This window comes from Pengzhenrongella sp., from assembly GCF_036565025.1.
In the GTDB taxonomy this organism is placed as follows: Bacteria; Actinomycetota; Actinomycetes; order Actinomycetales; family Cellulomonadaceae; genus Pengzhenrongella.
On the sequence record NZ_DATCNW010000147.1, the window covers coordinates 1 to 15,047 of the forward strand.

General features: G+C 70.7%; 15 protein-coding genes. 7 read left to right on the top strand and 8 right to left on the bottom strand.

Annotated elements, in window-relative coordinates:
• The 5 genes from VIM26_RS08430 to VIM26_RS08450 all read left to right on the top strand — a co-directional run.
• Window positions 1-562 (top strand): transposase (locus tag VIM26_RS08430; protein ID WP_331950088.1); only part of this gene is annotated, 562 nt, incomplete at its 5' end.
• 188 nt (window positions 563-750) lie between these two features.
• Window positions 751-1,005, top strand: coding sequence for a toxin glutamine deamidase domain-containing protein (locus tag VIM26_RS08435; protein WP_331950090.1), 255 nt, complete (start codon window positions 751-753; stop codon window positions 1,003-1,005).
• Window positions 945-1,265 carry a hypothetical protein gene (locus tag VIM26_RS08440; RefSeq protein ID WP_331950092.1) on the top strand — a complete coding sequence of 107 codons (321 nt, stop codon included), beginning with the start codon at window positions 945-947 and terminating at the stop codon, window positions 1,263-1,265. Before VIM26_RS08435 ends, VIM26_RS08440 begins: the two co-directional genes overlap by 61 nt.
• A gap of 238 nt (window positions 1,266-1,503) precedes the next feature.
• Window positions 1,504-3,552, top strand: a complete 2,049-nt coding sequence (locus tag VIM26_RS08445) for an AAA family ATPase (protein WP_331950094.1) — start codon at window positions 1,504-1,506, stop codon at window positions 3,550-3,552.
• Window positions 3,553-3,710: 158 nt separating this feature from the next.
• A complete protein-coding gene (locus VIM26_RS08450; protein ID WP_331950096.1) occupies window positions 3,711-4,079 on the top strand; it encodes an SseB family protein in 369 nt (122 codons plus the stop codon).
• A 69-nt stretch (window positions 4,080-4,148) separates the two neighbouring features.
• On the opposite strand, the gene VIM26_RS08455 is transcribed toward VIM26_RS08450, so the two are convergent.
• From VIM26_RS08455 to VIM26_RS08490, 8 genes are read right to left on the bottom strand one after another with little or no spacing between them, the layout of a single operon-like run.
• Window positions 4,149-5,060, bottom strand: coding sequence for an ACP S-malonyltransferase (locus VIM26_RS08455; RefSeq protein WP_331950097.1), 912 nt, complete (start codon window positions 5,058-5,060; stop codon window positions 4,149-4,151).
• Window positions 5,057-5,785: a malonate decarboxylase holo-ACP synthase gene (locus VIM26_RS08460; RefSeq protein WP_331950099.1), complete on the bottom strand. Its 729-nt coding sequence runs from the start codon at window positions 5,783-5,785 to the stop codon at window positions 5,057-5,059. The genes VIM26_RS08455 and VIM26_RS08460 overlap by 4 nt, the downstream gene beginning before the upstream one ends.
• Before the next feature lie 4 nt (window positions 5,786-5,789).
• Window positions 5,790-6,620, bottom strand: coding sequence for a biotin-independent malonate decarboxylase subunit gamma (gene mdcE, locus VIM26_RS08465; protein WP_331950101.1), 831 nt, complete (start codon window positions 6,618-6,620; stop codon window positions 5,790-5,792).
• Window positions 6,617-7,462: a biotin-independent malonate decarboxylase subunit beta gene (locus VIM26_RS08470; protein ID WP_331950103.1), complete on the bottom strand. Its 846-nt coding sequence runs from the start codon at window positions 7,460-7,462 to the stop codon at window positions 6,617-6,619. The genes mdcE and VIM26_RS08470 overlap by 4 nt, the downstream gene beginning before the upstream one ends.
• Complete coding sequence (gene mdcC / locus VIM26_RS08475) at window positions 7,459-7,791, bottom strand: malonate decarboxylase acyl carrier protein (RefSeq protein ID WP_331950104.1); 333 nt, start codon at window positions 7,789-7,791, stop codon at window positions 7,459-7,461. The genes VIM26_RS08470 and mdcC overlap by 4 nt, the downstream gene beginning before the upstream one ends.
• The gene (locus VIM26_RS08480; RefSeq protein ID WP_331950106.1) at window positions 7,791-8,675 is read right to left on the bottom strand and encodes a triphosphoribosyl-dephospho-CoA synthase; all 885 of its coding nucleotides are present in this window, start codon (window positions 8,673-8,675) and stop codon (window positions 7,791-7,793) included. Before VIM26_RS08480 ends, mdcC begins: the two co-directional genes overlap by 1 nt.
• Window positions 8,675-10,342 (bottom strand): malonate decarboxylase subunit alpha, encoded by a 1,668-nt coding sequence (mdcA, locus tag VIM26_RS08485; RefSeq protein ID WP_331950108.1) that lies wholly within the window; start codon window positions 10,340-10,342, stop codon window positions 8,675-8,677. Before mdcA ends, VIM26_RS08480 begins: the two co-directional genes overlap by 1 nt.
• A 25-nt stretch (window positions 10,343-10,367) precedes the next feature.
• A complete protein-coding gene (locus tag VIM26_RS08490) occupies window positions 10,368-11,321 on the bottom strand; it encodes an AEC family transporter (RefSeq protein ID WP_331950110.1) in 954 nt (317 codons plus the stop codon).
• A 102-nt stretch (window positions 11,322-11,423) separates the two neighbouring features.
• Between VIM26_RS08490 and VIM26_RS08495 the strand changes: the two genes are divergently transcribed.
• Both VIM26_RS08495 and VIM26_RS08500 read left to right on the top strand, forming a co-directional pair.
• Window positions 11,424-12,380: a LysR family transcriptional regulator gene (locus tag VIM26_RS08495; protein ID WP_331950112.1), complete on the top strand. Its 957-nt coding sequence runs from the start codon at window positions 11,424-11,426 to the stop codon at window positions 12,378-12,380.
• Window positions 12,381-12,611: 231 nt separating this feature from the next.
• Window positions 12,612-14,606 carry an SPFH domain-containing protein gene (locus tag VIM26_RS08500; RefSeq protein WP_331950114.1) on the top strand — a complete coding sequence of 665 codons (1,995 nt, stop codon included), beginning with the start codon at window positions 12,612-12,614 and terminating at the stop codon, window positions 14,604-14,606.
• Window positions 14,607-15,047 lie beyond the last annotated feature (441 nt).

A 15,047-nucleotide genomic window follows, 5' to 3' on the forward strand; every position in this document is an offset into this window, starting at 1 on the left:
GCTCACCGCACGCCGCAAAGCCAGCGGCGAGAAGAAGGCCACCCGCCTGGCCGACATCACCGCCCGCCTGGTCGAGTTCACCGTCACCACGACCGACGAAGCAGGGCGATCGCGAACCACCCGGTTCCGGGTCCTGACCACGCTCCTGGACCACCACACGTACCCCGCCAAGGAGGTCGCGTCCGCCTACGCCGAGCGCTGGCAGGTCGAACTGGCCTACAAGGCGATCAAGTCCACCCCGCGCGGATCCGGCCGCCGCCTGCGCGGGCAAGCCCCTGACCTGGCCGAACAGGAAATCTGGGGCCTGCTCACCGTCGACAACGCCCTGGTCGACCAAGCGATCATCGCGTCCGTCGACCTCGGTGTGGACCCCGACGAGATCTCCCTCACCGCCGTCCTGCACGCCACCCGCGACCACCTCACCCCACCCTGCCCAGGATGCGGGCACCACGGCACGGAACAAGACCTCACCGCCGCGATCCTCGCCGCGCCCCGCAACCGCACCGGCCGCGCCCGAACCAGCCCCCGCACCGCTCAAGACCGCCTCAGCCAACGCACCTGAAACGTCATTTACACCATCACGATCACGGAAACGAATCTATCTAAAACGGACGAAACGCCTTAACTTTTGGGCAGTGCCCGTACAGCCCATACTCAGTCAACTGAGGTAGATGCGCAGATTCTGTTCACAGCGGACTAAAGGGCGAACCGAGCACCGAGGCCGGTGTCGGAACGTACACGATCCCGGAAATGGAGGCGGCCACGGGTATTCCGCAGGTCGAGATGACGCCCGAGGCGATTGCCGACGAATTGCGCTCTGGTGGACCCGGATCGCACGCTGTGGTCGGGATCGACCGCGCCGGCGATGATGGGCACTGGTTCAACGCTTACTTCGACGGGAACCGCGTCGTTGCCGTCGATGGTCAGACGGGGCAGATCATCGAATGGCCTCCGTCGTTCGGGGCGATTCGCTGGGATGCGGCAATCAGAAAGGCAAACGGATGAATATCAACAGTCGCCGCGAGGGTGCTGAGCTCGCCAGCAGGCTCCTGCGCTACCCCGTAGAGGAGGCGTTCGAGTACTCTCGGGAGATCCCGGAGATCGACGCGTTCTTCTATTGGCGGCCCGCGCGTGGAGGCGGAAAGATTCTGATTGGACGAGATGGCTCCGTGCTTTTCGCGATCTCGGCGATCACCATCGACGACATGATTCCGACCTTCCGGAGCGGAAGACGAACCGACATCTCGTTGTTCGAGGTCGACTAGGCCAAACGGCTAAGCGAGCGTGAGGCCTTCGGAGACGCCTTGATCACGCTGGGATGGAACTTCACGGTCCAGTGGCGCGAGCTGGCCGGCGATGCGAGCGGTCGAGCCGCTGGAGGTCGGGGAGCCACCGGAGCTCGGACGGATCAAGGAAAGGGGAGGATCGGCTCGAGATTGAACTGGTCCGGCCGTTCACCACCCACTACAGGTAGCGCGCGCGAACCGGGGTACGTTACCTTCCGTGAATTCGCCGTCGACCCAACCCAGACCGGCGCCCGCCGTCGCTGAACCCGCCCCCTTCTCTGACGAGCTCGTCGCCGAGCGGACCTACCTGTTCGCCGCCCGCACGTCCCTGCGCGGCATGCGCGAACGGGCCGAGCATCTCCTCGAGGTCGGCGTGGGCGGGGACGCGTACGGCGCCGAGCGCCTCAAGGCCGCGCTCGCGCAACGCGTCGCGGCGCTGTCCGACATCCCGTCCAGCCCGCTGTTCTTCGGGCGGCTCGACCTCGCGCGGACCCCCGCCGGCGACGCCACGCGGCACTACATCGGCCGCCGTCACGTCACTGACGAGGACAGCGACCCCCTCGTCCTGGACTGGCGGGCACCGGTCTCGAAGTCCTTCTACCAGGCCAGCGTCCGAGAGTCGCTCGGGGTCCTGACCCGGCGGCGGTTCGGATCGGCGGGCGGGCAGCTCACGAGCCTCGAGGACGAGCACCTGGACCGCGCCGCTGAGGTCGGCGCGCCGAGCGGGATCCTCACCGCCGAGATCGAGCGACCCCGCGTGGGACCCATGCGCGACATCGTCGCCACGATCCAGCCGGAGCAGGACGACCTGGTGCGCGCGCAGCTCTCGGTCTCGCTGTGCATCCAAGGAGGGCCGGGCACCGGCAAAACGGCCGTCGGGCTGCACCGCGCCGCCTTCCTGTTCTATACGCACCGGCAGCGGCTCGCGCACAGCGGGGTCCTGATCGTCGGGCCGAACAAGACCCTCATCGCCTACATCAGCGGCGTCCTGCCGGCGCTCGGTGAGATCGACGCCGAGCAGGTGAGCATCGACGAGCTCTATCCCGCTGCGCTGCGGGGCCCCGACGAAGCGGGGGTCGCGGAACTCAAGCACGACGTGCGCATGGCGAGCGTCCTGCGCCGGGCGCTGTGGTCACGGGTCGCGGCCGCGCGCGAACCGGTCACGGTGTCCCACGGCTCCTACCGGTACACCGTTGATGCGAGCACCCTGGACGAGATCGTGGCGGAGGTGCTGTCCGCGGCCACCACCTATGGCGCCGGCCGCGAGCGGCTGCGCGCGCGCGTCACTGCGCACCTTCGCCGTGAGGTCGAGCTGAAGCGTGACGTCCCGTCCGAGTCGTGGTTCCGCACGACGGCTCGGGGGCGCCCGGTCAGCGCCTTCCTCGACGTGGTGTGGCCCGCCGTGACCCCGGAGCAGCTGCTCTTCGGGATCCTCGCGGACTCCTCGACCCTCGCCGCGGGGGCCGAGGGGATCCTCAGCGCCGAGGAGCAGGATCTCCTCAGGTGGGCGCGGCCCGCGTCGTCGCACCGGGCAGCCCGCTGGAGCGCGGCCGACGCCGTCCTCCTCGAGGAGGCAGCCGGGCTGATCGAACGCCAACGGACCTACGGTCACGTCATCGTCGACGAGGCTCAGGACCTTTCTCCGATGCAGTGCCGGGCCCTGGCGCGCCGCAACACCCACGGCTCGCTGACCATCCTCGGTGACCTTGCCCAGGGCACGACCCCCTGGGCGACCCGGAGCTGGCGCGACACGATGGCGCACCTGGGCAAGCCCGACGCCGCCGTCGTGCCGCTCACGACCGGGTTCCGGGTGCCCCAGGTCGTGATGGCGTTCGCGAACCAGTTGGTTCCGTCGCTGGATCTCGACGTGCCCGTCGCGACCTCGCTGCGCAGCGACGGCTCGTTGCACGTCCGGCGGGTCGAGGACCTCGGGGCCGCCTGCGTCGACGAGTGCCGCGCCGCGCTCGACGCCGAAGGGTCGGTCGGGCTCATCGTGCCGGACTCCCTCGCGGAGTCGGCCGCCGGAGCCCTCACCGGCGCGGGCCTCGCGTGGTCGTACGCCGACGCCGCAGCGACCGAGCGCATCGTCCTCGTGCCCGCCTCGCTGGCAAAGGGGCTGGAGTTCGACCATGTGGTCGCCGTCGAGCCCGGCCGCATCGTCGCGGAGGAGGCGCGCGGCCTGAACCGGCTCTACGTGGTGCTGACCCGTGCGGTGTCCCGACTCGTCGTCGTGCATCGCGAGGCGCTCCCCGACGCCCTGGGATGAACCGAGTTGTGCTCGACGGTACGGTCGCTCGGGAGATTGAGCGTCACGCCGTGCGTACACGCGTGCCGCAATAGGTCGTTGACCCCCATGCCAAGCGACGGGACTTCGCGACGACGACCGACGACGAAGGGAATGTAGTGACTGATACGGACTCTGCAATGGCACTCGACGAGGCGATCGGTCGCGCGATGCGCGGGGAGTCGGATGGCTCTGACGTCATCGGCCTCATGGTCGCCGCGACGCTTGTCCTGCCGAGCGGGGCCGAGGTCGGCGAGCGGTTCGAGGGCTTTGAGCCGGTGCTGTTCGACCGGGATGGAACGACCGTACTCGGGGTGTTCACCTCGCTCGAGCTTGCTGCCAGTGTCGCGGAGATTGCTCCGTACGCGGTGACGCTCACCGGTCGTGAGCTGCTCCGCATGATGCCGGCGGACCACGGCCTCGCGGTCAACCCCGGTCATCTGGCGGGCTTCGAGCTTCCCCCGAGCGGTGTGGCCGGGCTCCGCGCATCCCTCGGACGGGAAGACTGAGCCGCCACCTGCCCGACTCGTTGCCGCGGGTCCTCGCCGTGCACCGCCGCCCTAGCTGACGAACGCCACCTAGCGCATCATTCGCCGCACCGACTCCTCCAACCCGATCTCGCCCATCGCCACCGTGCGCGCCTCGGGACACCCCGAGGCGAGACGGGAGAGCGCGTGGCCGGGCGGCAGTTGTAGCCAGCGCGTGACCTCGCGCTCCGCGAGGATGCTCGTCGCATCGCGCCAGCGCACGGGGTGGGCGATTCCTCGCCACAGCTCGCGTCGTACCGCGTCGGCGGTGAACAGCGTCTGGCCGGTCACGTTGCCCGCGAGGGGAATGCGAGGCCGGCTGATCGTGATGTCGGCAACGGCTTCCCGGACGCGGTCGGCCGCCGGTTCCATCAGGGGGCTGTGCGCGGGTACCAGGACGTCCAGCCGCACCACGCCCTGGGCGCCAGCGTCCCGGACCAGGTCGGCGAGGCGGTCGAGTCCGCCCTCGGTGCCGGAGGCGGCGATCTGGGTGGCCGAGTTGACGTTGCTGCTCCAGACCTGGCGGCCCTCGGCGCGGGCCTGGGCGGCGGCCGCCTCCACGGCGCTCTCGGCGAGGCCCTGGACGATGAGCATGCCCGATCCGGGCGGGCTCGCGGCTCGCATCGCGGTGGCCCGGAGGTCGACGAGGCGGACGGCGTCGGCGAGCGACAGGCACTCTGCCGCGACGGCTGCGGTCCACAGCCCGATGGAGTGTCCGGCCAGGTAGTCGGCTCGCAGGTTCAGGCGGACCGCGGCGCGGTACCACGCGGTGCCGGCGAGCAGGAGGCTCAACTGGGTGGCGCGGGTGTCGTTCAGGGCGTCCACCGCGTCGAGGGACAGCGGCTCGTCGGGCAGTGCGCCGCGGGCGGTGTCCAGGACCTCGCGACCCTCGGCGGGCAGGTCGTGCAGCATGCCGGGCCGCTGCTCGCCCTGGCCGGGAAAGAGCACGGCGGTCATCGTCATCGGGCGCTCCAGGGGTCGAGGACCAGCCGCGGCCCGGTCGTGGTCTTGAGAGCGACCTGCTGGTCCGGTCCCTGCCGGAGCCATTCGGTGAGGGCGAACGCCCCCGCCCAGGTCTCGACCTGTACATCGATTCGGACCTCGCCGGCGGCCTCGACGAGGCGCCGATACAACGCCGAGAAGGTGACGTGATCAAGGGGTTGCTCGGCGCGCACAGTGAGGTCGAGGTCGCTCTCGTCCCGGGCTGTCTCCACTCCGGTGACGAGCTCGAATGCGACGCTGCCCAAGATTCCCCAACGTCCCGGCAGCTCCGCGTCGAGGATCCGGGCGACGGCGGCGACGGCGCGGAAAGGGCGAAGGTCGATCCGGTCGACCGAGGGCGCTCTCGGTACAGCTTCGGGAGCGACGACCTCGACGATCCGGTCGGCCGGGACCAGTGCCGCCCACCGTTGCGCGCGGGTGAGCCCGCGGACCCCGACGGGGACCCACGACGACGGCGCCGGGCCACGGCGGACGACGGCCCAGGGGCCGCCGCCCGCCGCAAGGGCGGCGTCGACCCATTCCGGCCGAGCGACGTCGGAGCACCCGCTCCCGAGATCGGCCGAGCATCCGCACCCAGCATCGGTTGCGCACCCGCAGCTGGCATCCGCCGAGCACCCGCGCACGACGTCGCCCGAGCTCACCCGGACGAGGTCGTGCGCGCTGAGCGAGCGAGCCTCGACAGTCATCGCGTCAGGCGTTCCAGTCCGCGGCAACGCGTTCCCGCACGAGCGTCGACGCGCTCCGGCCGGTGCGCGCGGCGTCGGACGTGAGCCGCGAACGCAGGTCGCGTGACCCGTCCCGCGTCGCGTCGACCGCCCGCGACACTGCCGCCCGCGCCCGGGCAACATCGACAGTCGTCGGCTCCGCGGGGGACTCGACCGGCACCAGTTCGTGCAGCGCGCCGAGCTTGGCGAACGAGCCGCCGTCGTACGCGGTGGCGGGGAACTTCTCGGCCACCGCGTCCAGTTCGGCGATGCTCCGCCGCGTGATGCGGGCCGAGGACGCCTTGGACATCACCTGCACCGCGATGCCGTCGTGGTCGAGCGCGACGATGCGGTTCGCCTGCAGCCCCGTCGCCAGGAAGGCGCCGGAGATCGCCTTGCCCACGACGAGGCTGATCACGGGGTGCCCCGCCAGCCGGGCCGCGGCGTACGCGTTCGTCGACGCGGCCAGCGCCTGGTGCAGCCCGACCAGCTCCTCGACATACCCGTACGCCTGCCCGGGCACGTCGATCACGGTGATGATCGCCCGGCGGCGGTCGGCGCCGGCGTCGGCCGCCACGATCTCGGCGACGACGGCGGCGAGGCCGTAGCCCTCCTCGAGGCCGACCTCGCCGGCCCGGGCCCGCGGGAATCGCGCGGTGGGGTCGGGCACGACGCACAGCAGGGTTGCGGGTGCGCCGCCGTCGAGGATCGTCTCGCCGACCCACAGCGAGGCCGGCAGCTGCGGGGTGCTCGAGGTGGTCTCGACCAGGGCCTTGAACCAGACCGTGCCGAACGGGGGTGCGCTCTCGTTGCTCACAGGGAACCTTCGATGCTCAGGGTGCGGAACTGCTCGGGGGTGGGCCGGGTGGTCGGGTCGAGGGCGGCCAGCACGCGGCGGCCGGCCTCGACCCGCTCCGCGCGCACCGGTCGGGTCTCGGCGGGCGCGTCCCGGTGGATCTGGCGCACGACGGCGGCGATCGCCGCGGCGTCGTCGTCCACCAGGAACTCCGCCCGGGCCGTGGCGACGCGCTGGGCGCCGCCGAGCATCGCCCAGATGCCGGCGCGGTCGGCGGAATCGAGCTCGTCCACGCCGGCCTCGGTCTCGATCACCTCGGGTCCGTTGAGCGCGAGCCGCCCGCCCCGGGTCATCACGAGGTGGCTGGTCAGGCCGGCGGCGATGCCCATGCCGCCGAAGCAGCCGACGGTGCCCGCGACGATCCCGATGACCGGACCGTAGGTCCGCAGCTCGACGAGTGCGGAGTGGATCTCGGCGATCGCCAGCAGTCCGAGGTTCGCCTCCTGCAGCCGGATGCCGCCGGTCTCCAGCAGCACCACCGCGCGGGTGGGGATGCCCCGGCGGTTGTCCTCGACGGCCTGCTCGAGCGACGCGGCGAGCTTGGCGCCGGACACCTCGCCGATGCCGCCGCCCTGGAAGCCGCCGTCGAGCGCGAGGACGACGGCCGAGGTCCCGTCGATGGTGCCGCGGCCGATGACGGCGCCGTCGTCGGCCTGCGGGACGATGCCCTGCAGGGCCAGGTGGGGCGACTCGACGCCGGCGAACGGGTCGAGGATCTCGCGGAAGGTCCCGGGGTCGAGCACTGCGCGGACCCGCTCGCGGGCGCGCAGCTCGGTGAACGCGTTGGCCGTGGGGCGGGTCATCGGGCACCTCCCTCGAGGACGAATTCGGCTGGGTCGGACGCGACCTCGCGGGCCTGGGCGAGGCGCAGGGAGACCATGCCCGGCGTGGCGCCGAAGTCGTTGATCTCGTACCGGGCGATCAGCGCGGACTCGGCGAAGAAGCGGTCGAGCACCCGGCGCCAGACCGTGTCGAAGCCGTCCACGCTGGTGCGCAGGGCCACGGTGGCGACGGTGGCGCCCGGCGCGGCGGCGGTCATGACGATCTCGAGGTCGCCCGAGGCGACGGCGCCGACGTGCACCGGTCGGGGGAGTGGTTCGGTAGCCGGGTAGCCGATGCTCAGCGTCTGCATCAGGACTCCTTCTGAAGGTGGTGGAGGGGGGAGTGCGCGGACCCGGACTCGACCGAGTCGAGGAAGAGCGCGAGGGCGAGCAGGTCGGCGCTGCCGCCGGGGGACAGGCCGTCGGCGGTGAGCCGGGTGTCGAGCTCGTCCAAGGCGCGCGACCCGTCGGCGGTCTCGACGCCGCCGGCGAGCAGCACCGCGGTGGCACCCTGTCGGGCCGCGTCGAGACCGGCGGGTCCGCCGCGGTTCAGCAGGCAGGTGTCCTCGAGGGAGGCCATGACCGCCAGCAGCGCGTCCAGCCGGGCGGCGCTCTCGCCGGCGCCGGCCGCGCGCCTGGCGTGCAGGACGGTCAGCGCCAGGCTCGCGTGCGGGAAGGCTGCCTGCGCCTCACCGACGGCGCCCGAGATGCGGTACCGGTTGCGGACCCGTGAACCGGGGGTGGTCGGGCGTGGCGCGAAGCGGTCCTCGTGCCGGGCGATCGCGGCGGCGCGGGCCAGGATTTGGGGCGTGCCCGACGGCGAGTGCGCGGCCGCGGCGACGACGAGCCCGAGCGCCCAGATCGCACCGCGGTGGGTGTTGACCCCGCCGGTCGCGGCGAGCATGCGACGCTCGCCCGCGCGGCCGATCACCGCGAGCTCTTCACGCAGCTCCTGGTCGGCGTCCCGGTCGCGGCCCGCCGCGGCGAGCTCGGCGAACGTGCCGCGCAGCGCCTCGGCGGACCGGATCAGGGTCTCCACGTCCATGTCGTCGTGCGCACCCGCGCCGCGCAGGTCGACCAGGCCGGGCTTGGGGGACAGGGTCGCCTCGGCGACGAGGGCCTCGACGGCAAGGTCGCCGAGCACGGTGGGCGACAGGACCGCCGTCGGGCGGGCGACCTCGCTGAGCACCCGCATCACCAGCTCCGGAACTTCGCGGGCGGGTCGTACAGGCCGCCCGACCACGTCACCAGATCCTCGATGCTCTTCGCGGCGAGCAGCGAGCGGCTGGCGTCGGAGCGGCGCACACCGAGGTCCTGGGGGAGGGCGAGCACGCCGTCGCGGCGGAGCTGGTCGCGCTGCGCCGGGGTGGACTGTGTCCCGACCGGGCCGGAGCCGGCCAGCGCGGTGACCGCCTGGCGGCGCTCCTCCAGGTCGCGCGCCTTGTACAGGTAGGCGACGCCCTCCTCGCTGACCACGTGCGTGACGTCGTCGCCGTAGATCATCACCGGCGCGATCGGCATCCCGGCGTTCTTCCCGACGTCGACCGCGTCCAGGGACTCGACGTAGTGCGGGGTCGCGCCCGCGCCGTAGGTCTCGGCAATCTGGACCACGAGCTTGCGACCCCGGTGGATCCCGAGCTGGCCCTCGCCCTCGTTCATACTCAGCCAGGCGGGGCTCGAGTGCCGGCGGCCGCGCGGGTCGTTTCCGAGGTTCGGCGCACCGCCGAACCCGGACAGGCGCCCGGCGGTGACCGTGGAGGAGTTGGCGAGCGGATCGAGCTGGAGCGTCGACCCGATGAACATGTCCGTCGCGTACAGCCCGCCGACCTGCGAGATCATCCGGTTCGAGCGCAGCGAGCCGTCGTGCCCGGTGGCGAACACGTCGGACCGGGCGGCGACGTAGCGGTCCATCCCGACCTCCCCGCCGAAGGAGGCGATGGTGTCCACCCAGCCGGACTCGATGGCCGGGATGAGCGTCGGGTGCGGGTTCAGCGCCCAGTTCCGGGCGATCTTGCCGCGCAGGCCCAGCGACTCGCCGTACGTGGGCAGCAGCAGCTCGATGGCGGCGGTGTCGTAGCCGATCCCGTGGTTGAGCGTGGTCACCTCGTGGCGCTCGTAGACGCCGCGGATCGCGAGCATGGCCAGCAGCACGTGCACGTCGGTGATCTTGCGCGGGTCGCGGGTGAACAGCGGCTCGACCTGGAACGGGCGGTCCGCGGGGATCACGAAGTCGACCCAGGAACCGGGGATGTCCACCCGCGGCAGGTCCTCGACGCTGTCGACGAGCTCGTTGACCTGGGCGATCACGATGCCGCTGCGGAACGCCGCGGCCTCCACGATGGTCGGGGTGTCCTCGGTGTTCGCGCCGGTGTAGAGGTTGCCGTTGCGGTCCGCCTTCTCGGCGGCGACCAGGGCGACGTCGGGGATCAGGTCGACGAACAGCCGGGCGTACAGCTCGAGGTAGGTGTGGATCGCGCCGACCTTCAGGGTGCCCTCGGCGAGCAGGGTCGCGACCCGGGTCGACTGGGCGCCGGCGAACGCGAAGTCGACCAGCGAGGCGATGCCGTTCTCGAACAGGTCGAGGTGCTCGGGCCGGGAGATCGACGAGATAAGCAGGTGCAGGTCGTGCACGCGGCCCGGGTCCGCCTGGGCCAGCGAGCGGGACAGGAAGTCGGCCTGCTTCTGGTTGTTGCCCTCCAGTGCCACCCGGTCCCCCGGGCGCAACACGGCTTCCAGCAGCGGGACGACGTCGGCCGTGTCCACCACCAGCCCGTTCGCGAGGTGGCCGACGGACGCCAGTCGCTCCTTCTTACGGTCCCGGCGGGTGTGCCAGCGCGGGTCGGTCGGGTTCGTGGGAATCACGAGATCTCCTTGGGGGTCATGGTCGTCACGCGGACGGCGCGAGCAGCAGGATCGCGAGGGACAGAGTCAGGATCGACACCAGGGACGTGAGCACCAGGGTCGATCCCGCGACGGCCGGTCGGACCTTGTAGCTGACGCCGAAGAGGATGCCGAAGAAGCCGGCGGGGATGGCGAGCAGCAGCAGCGCCTGGGAGGCGAACGGCTGGGGCACGCCGAGCAGCACGATGACGAGCAGGCCGAGCAGCGGCTGGGCGACGGTCTTGACCAGGGTCGACAGCACGACGTTGCCGGTCACCCGGATCGCCTGGGCGGACAGGATCAGGCCGGTCAGGAACAGGGCGACGCCGGCGGCGACGCCGCCGATCTCCTTGAGCGTGGTCGCCGCGATCTCGGGCAGCGGGATGCCGACCAGGGACCAGACCAGGCCGATCATGGGGCCGACGAAGATCGGCTTGCGCACGGAGGTGCCGAGCGCCTTGAGGAACCGCCGGCCGGTCGAGCCGCGCTCGCCAAGCTCGAGGGCCCGGGCGTTCTCGAGCAGCGCGAGGGTGAACGGTGACAGCGTCACCGAGCCGACGGCGATCGCGACGGCCACCGCGAGGGCGGCGGACGGCCCGAACACGGCGCCGGTGAGCGGCAGCCCGATCGAGGCGTAGTTGGGGAACGCCGTCGTGAGGCTCTGCACGGCGGCGTCGGCGGGGCTCAGCTTGAACGCCTTGATCTGGAGCCAGTAGATGACCGCGTAGGTCACCACCATCACGATCAGCAGCACGACGGCGAGCCACCAGTTGTCCAGGATGACCGACCGGTCGGTGGCGGCGATCGAGGTGAACAGCGCGACCGGGAGCGCGAAGAACATCACCAGGTGGTTGAGGCTGGTGACGTTCGAGTTGTCCACGATGCGGCGCTTGCCGGCGAAGTAGCCGAGGGCCATGACAAAGAAGACCGGCAGGAGTGCGCCCGCAATCATGAGGACCATGGGGGTGCCTTTCTGGGGAGGGTGGGGCGTTGAGCAACTCCCTCAAGATCTGCCCGCGGCCCCGGGGCGGTCCAATGCATAGGTGGTAGCGTCCATGCACCAATGAATGAATCCGAAGCCTCGCCGGAGCCCGATGACGCGCGTCCGCGGCTGGCGATCGAGCACCTGGTGCCCGCGCTCGTCCAGCTCGCTGCGCTGCGCGCCGACCCGAACGTCACGCGCGCCGCGGCCCGGAGCCACGTCAGCCAGCCGACCCTCAGCCGCGCGATGGTGCGCTGGGAGCGGGACCTGGGCATCGCCCTGTTCGAGCGGGCCGGCCGGGAGATCTCCCTGACCGACGACGGCGTCGCGTTGGCGCAGGCAGCGTCCCTGGCGCTCGCGGCTCTGGAGCGCGCGGCCGGTGAGCTGCTCGGGGTCCAGCAGCCCCGGGTGCTGGGGGTCGGGGTGCTGCGGTCGCTGGGCCCGACGATCGTCGGCGAGCTGGTGTCGTCCTTTCACGCCAAGGAGCCGGGTGTGCGCGTCTCGCACCGAGAGGGCGCGAGCGACGAGCTGCTCGCCGAGCTCGACGGCGGACACCTGGACTTCGCGGTGCTCGCCCCGCGGCCCGGCGCGCACTTCGGCTGGCTCCGCCTCGGGAGTCAGACCCTGAGCCTCGTCGTGCCGATCCACCACCGGCTGGCCGGGCTGGACGACGTCGACCTCGCGGACACCGCGGAGGAGAGCTACCTCGCACTGAACGTGCGGTACGCGACCCGCCAGCAGGCCGACCGGCTGTGCGCAGACGCGGGCTTCTCGCCCAAGTTCCTGCTGGAGGCCGAGGACGCCCAGACGGTGCGCGACTACGTGGCGGTCGGGCTCGGCATCGCGATCCTGCCCACGGACACGTCGGAGGATCCGCGGGTGCGGAACATCCCGATCAGGTCGCTCGACGCGGCACGGGAGTTCGGGATGACGTGGGATACGCGGCGACGTTTGAGCCCGGTGGCGGCGGCGTTCTTCGAGCATGCGGAGGAGCTCGGGTCGCGGTACCCGGGCTGGGCGGACCTGCTCGACTCGTAGGCGCTGATCCCGCCTCGCCTTATTGCACGGTCGTGAGTCCGGAACATCCCACGTGGGCAATTTTCCCGCGCGGCCGTCGTCGTCATAGTGATCTCGCGGAGTCCCCGCGAGGCGCGCTCCGGCAGGTGTATGACTGTCTCGGGCGCCTGCAGGCGCCCACTGTCGCGGGAGGCCGTTGTGCCCTTTTCACCCTCAGTCACCATTGGTGGGCTGATTCTTGTCGTCGTGTTGGTGGTGATCGCCTTTGCGTCGCTCCGGTTCATCGGGGCGGCTGAGGTGGGCTTGGTCAACAAGCGGTTGGGGCAGCGCCTGCGCGGCGATCAGGCGATCGCCTTCGAGGGCGAGGCCGGTTATCAGGCCCGATTGCTCATGCCGGGGCTCCGGTTCAAGTTGTGGCCGGTGTTCTCGGTGACGAAGCATCCCTGGGTGCAGGTGTCGCCCGGTGAGATCGGTGTGGTGATCTCCCAGCTCGGGGCGCCGCTGCCGATCGGGGCCAAGAGCGCGGAGTACAAAGAGGTGTTCGCCAACTTCACCGATCTCGACGTCTTCCTGCGCGAGGGCGGCCAGAAGGGTATCCAGCGTCCGGTCCTGCCGCCCGGGTCGCTGCTCCCGCTGCACCCGCTGGCGTTCCTGGTGCTCACGGCGAGCCGTGTGTACGGCGTCCCGATCTCCCGGGGCGCGCGCAAGGCGGCGTCGGCGCTGGAGGGCTTCGGCATCGGGCCGGCCCAGCTGCAGGTCACCTTCGTGGCACCGCAGGCCGACCAGGATGTGGTCGCCGTCGTGACGACTCTCGAGGGCTACGCGCCCGACGGCGGGGACATCGCCAGCCGGCTCGGCGGGTTCCAGGACATCGCCGCGCTGGAAGCGAGAGAGGCGCCGGACGCCGAGAAGATGGAGGCGATCCTGTCGAGCAAGAACGGGCTGCACAACAACTACCAGGACTACCAGGCGTTCCTGGAGAACGGCGGCCGGATCGGGCTGCAGCACGACCCGCTGCTCTACGGCTCGTACCTGCTCAACCCGTTCCTGGTCAGGGTCGAGCTGGTGCCGATGCTCGTGGTGCGTCAGGGCGAGGTGGCCGTGGTCAAGGCTTACGTCGGGCTGCCGACGGTGGACACGTCCGGCGAGGAGTTCAAGTTCGGCTCGATCGTTCGCCCCGGTCACCGCGGCATCTGGAACGAGCCGCTGCGGACCGGCAAGTACGCGATCAACCCCCGGCTCTACGCGGCCGAGATCGTGCCGACCTCGATCTTGACGCTGAACTGGGCCAACGAGACGTCGACCGCGCACAATCTGGATGCGGCGCTGAGCCCGATCGACGGCAAGTCCCGGGAGGGATTCGTCTTCGGCATCGACCTCCAGGTGCAGATCCACGTGCCTGATTCCAATGCGCCCAAGGTGATCTCGATGGTCGGCACCATGCAGAACCTGGTCAACGAGGTGCTGCAGTCGGCCGTGGGCAACTACTTCCGTAACGCACTGCAGCAGCTGCCGGCCGTGCAGTTCATCGAGACCCGCGACATCGTGCAGGAGCGGGCGCAGCAATACATCACCGGTTACCTGAGCAAGTACGACGTCGAGACCCGAGGCGTCTACGTCCAGGACGTGATCTTCCCGCCGGAGCTGGTGGCGGTGCTCACCGAGCGCGAGATCGCGAACCAGGAGCGGGTCACGTTCGAGGAGCAGCAGCGTGCTCAGGCGGTGCGCGTCGATCTCGAACGGGTCCGCGGCACCGCCGACATGCAGAAGGAGCTGGCCAAGGCGACCGTCAACGTCGATATCCAGAAGGCGGGGGCCGCTGCCCGGAGCGCTCAGGCGGAGGGCGAGGCGACCTTCGTGCGGCTGACCGGTCAGGCCGAAGCGGACCGGCGCCGGGCGATCGGGTTGGCCCAGGCCAAGGCGATCGAAGCGCTCGGGTTGGCCAAGGCCGCCGGTTACGAGGCGCAGGTCTCGGCCCTGGGACAGTCCGCGACGGCGGCCGTGGCTGTCGCCGGCGCAGTGGCGGACGGCCACGTCAAGATCGTGCCGGACGTGCTGGTCGGTAGTGCGGATGCCACCGGGGCGTTCACCGGGCTGGCGGCGACCATGACCGGGGCGCTGCGGACGTGGGGCTCTGGACCCGGGCGGCCGACGGCGAGCGGGGGCCCGGACGCGTCCGACGTTTCCAACGATTCCGATGCCTCCGATGCGGTCGGCCCGGAAGTCGAACCCGTCGTCCCGGCCTGACCCGATGCGCCTCACACGAGCACGACGTGAGGTGCGACCCGCGCGGCGCCTGACCGTCGGATCGGCCGCTCTTGCCGGTGACGCCCGCCACGTCGCTGAGATTTGACGGTTCATCGGGGGGTTGCGTAGTGTTCACGTTGTTGCCCAGCAGGGAGAAACGGACACCGCATCGCTGAGAAGCGAAAGATGGAGGCCGTTCCCGGAAGGTGACCACCCTGGTAGGATAGTTCAGGCGTTTCGATGCCTGTATTGTCTATTGTCAGGTTTGCGGTCGGAGCATTGTTGTTGGATTGATTCTCACCGGTTTCGGTGGAATTGATTTAATGGAGTCGGTCCGCTAGATTAGAACGGTTGCCTCGCAGCCCGGTCGGAAGGCCGCAAAGCGATGCGCGTTCGTTCCTTGAGAACTCAACAGCGTGCCAAGTAGTCGATGCCATTATG

What these genes read in the sequence shown, in the direction of transcription:
- VIM26_RS08440 (WP_331950092.1), top strand. Translation starts at nt 945, where the DNA reads ATGGCCTCCGTCGTTCGGGGCGATTCGCTGGGATGCGGCAATCAGAAA.
- VIM26_RS08435 (WP_331950090.1), top strand. Translation starts at nt 751, where the DNA reads ATGGAGGCGGCCACGGGTATTCCGCAGGTCGAGATGACGCCCGAGGCG.
- VIM26_RS08450 (WP_331950096.1), top strand. Translation starts at nt 3,711, where the DNA reads ATGGCACTCGACGAGGCGATCGGTCGCGCGATGCGCGGGGAGTCGGAT.
- VIM26_RS08460 (WP_331950099.1), bottom strand. Translation starts at nt 5,785, where the DNA reads ATGACTGTCGAGGCTCGCTCGCTCAGCGCGCACGACCTCGTCCGGGTG.
- VIM26_RS08480 (WP_331950106.1), bottom strand. Translation starts at nt 8,675, where the DNA reads ATGCGGGTGCTCAGCGAGGTCGCCCGCCCGACGGCGGTCCTGTCGCCC.
- VIM26_RS08495 (WP_331950112.1), top strand. Translation starts at nt 11,424, where the DNA reads ATGAATGAATCCGAAGCCTCGCCGGAGCCCGATGACGCGCGTCCGCGG.
- mdcC (WP_331950104.1), bottom strand. Translation starts at nt 7,791, where the DNA reads ATGCAGACGCTGAGCATCGGCTACCCGGCTACCGAACCACTCCCCCGA.
- VIM26_RS08490 (WP_331950110.1), bottom strand. Translation starts at nt 11,321, where the DNA reads ATGGTCCTCATGATTGCGGGCGCACTCCTGCCGGTCTTCTTTGTCATG.
- VIM26_RS08470 (WP_331950103.1), bottom strand. Translation starts at nt 7,462, where the DNA reads ATGACCCGCCCCACGGCCAACGCGTTCACCGAGCTGCGCGCCCGCGAG.
- VIM26_RS08455 (WP_331950097.1), bottom strand. Translation starts at nt 5,060, where the DNA reads ATGACGATGACCGCCGTGCTCTTTCCCGGCCAGGGCGAGCAGCGGCCC.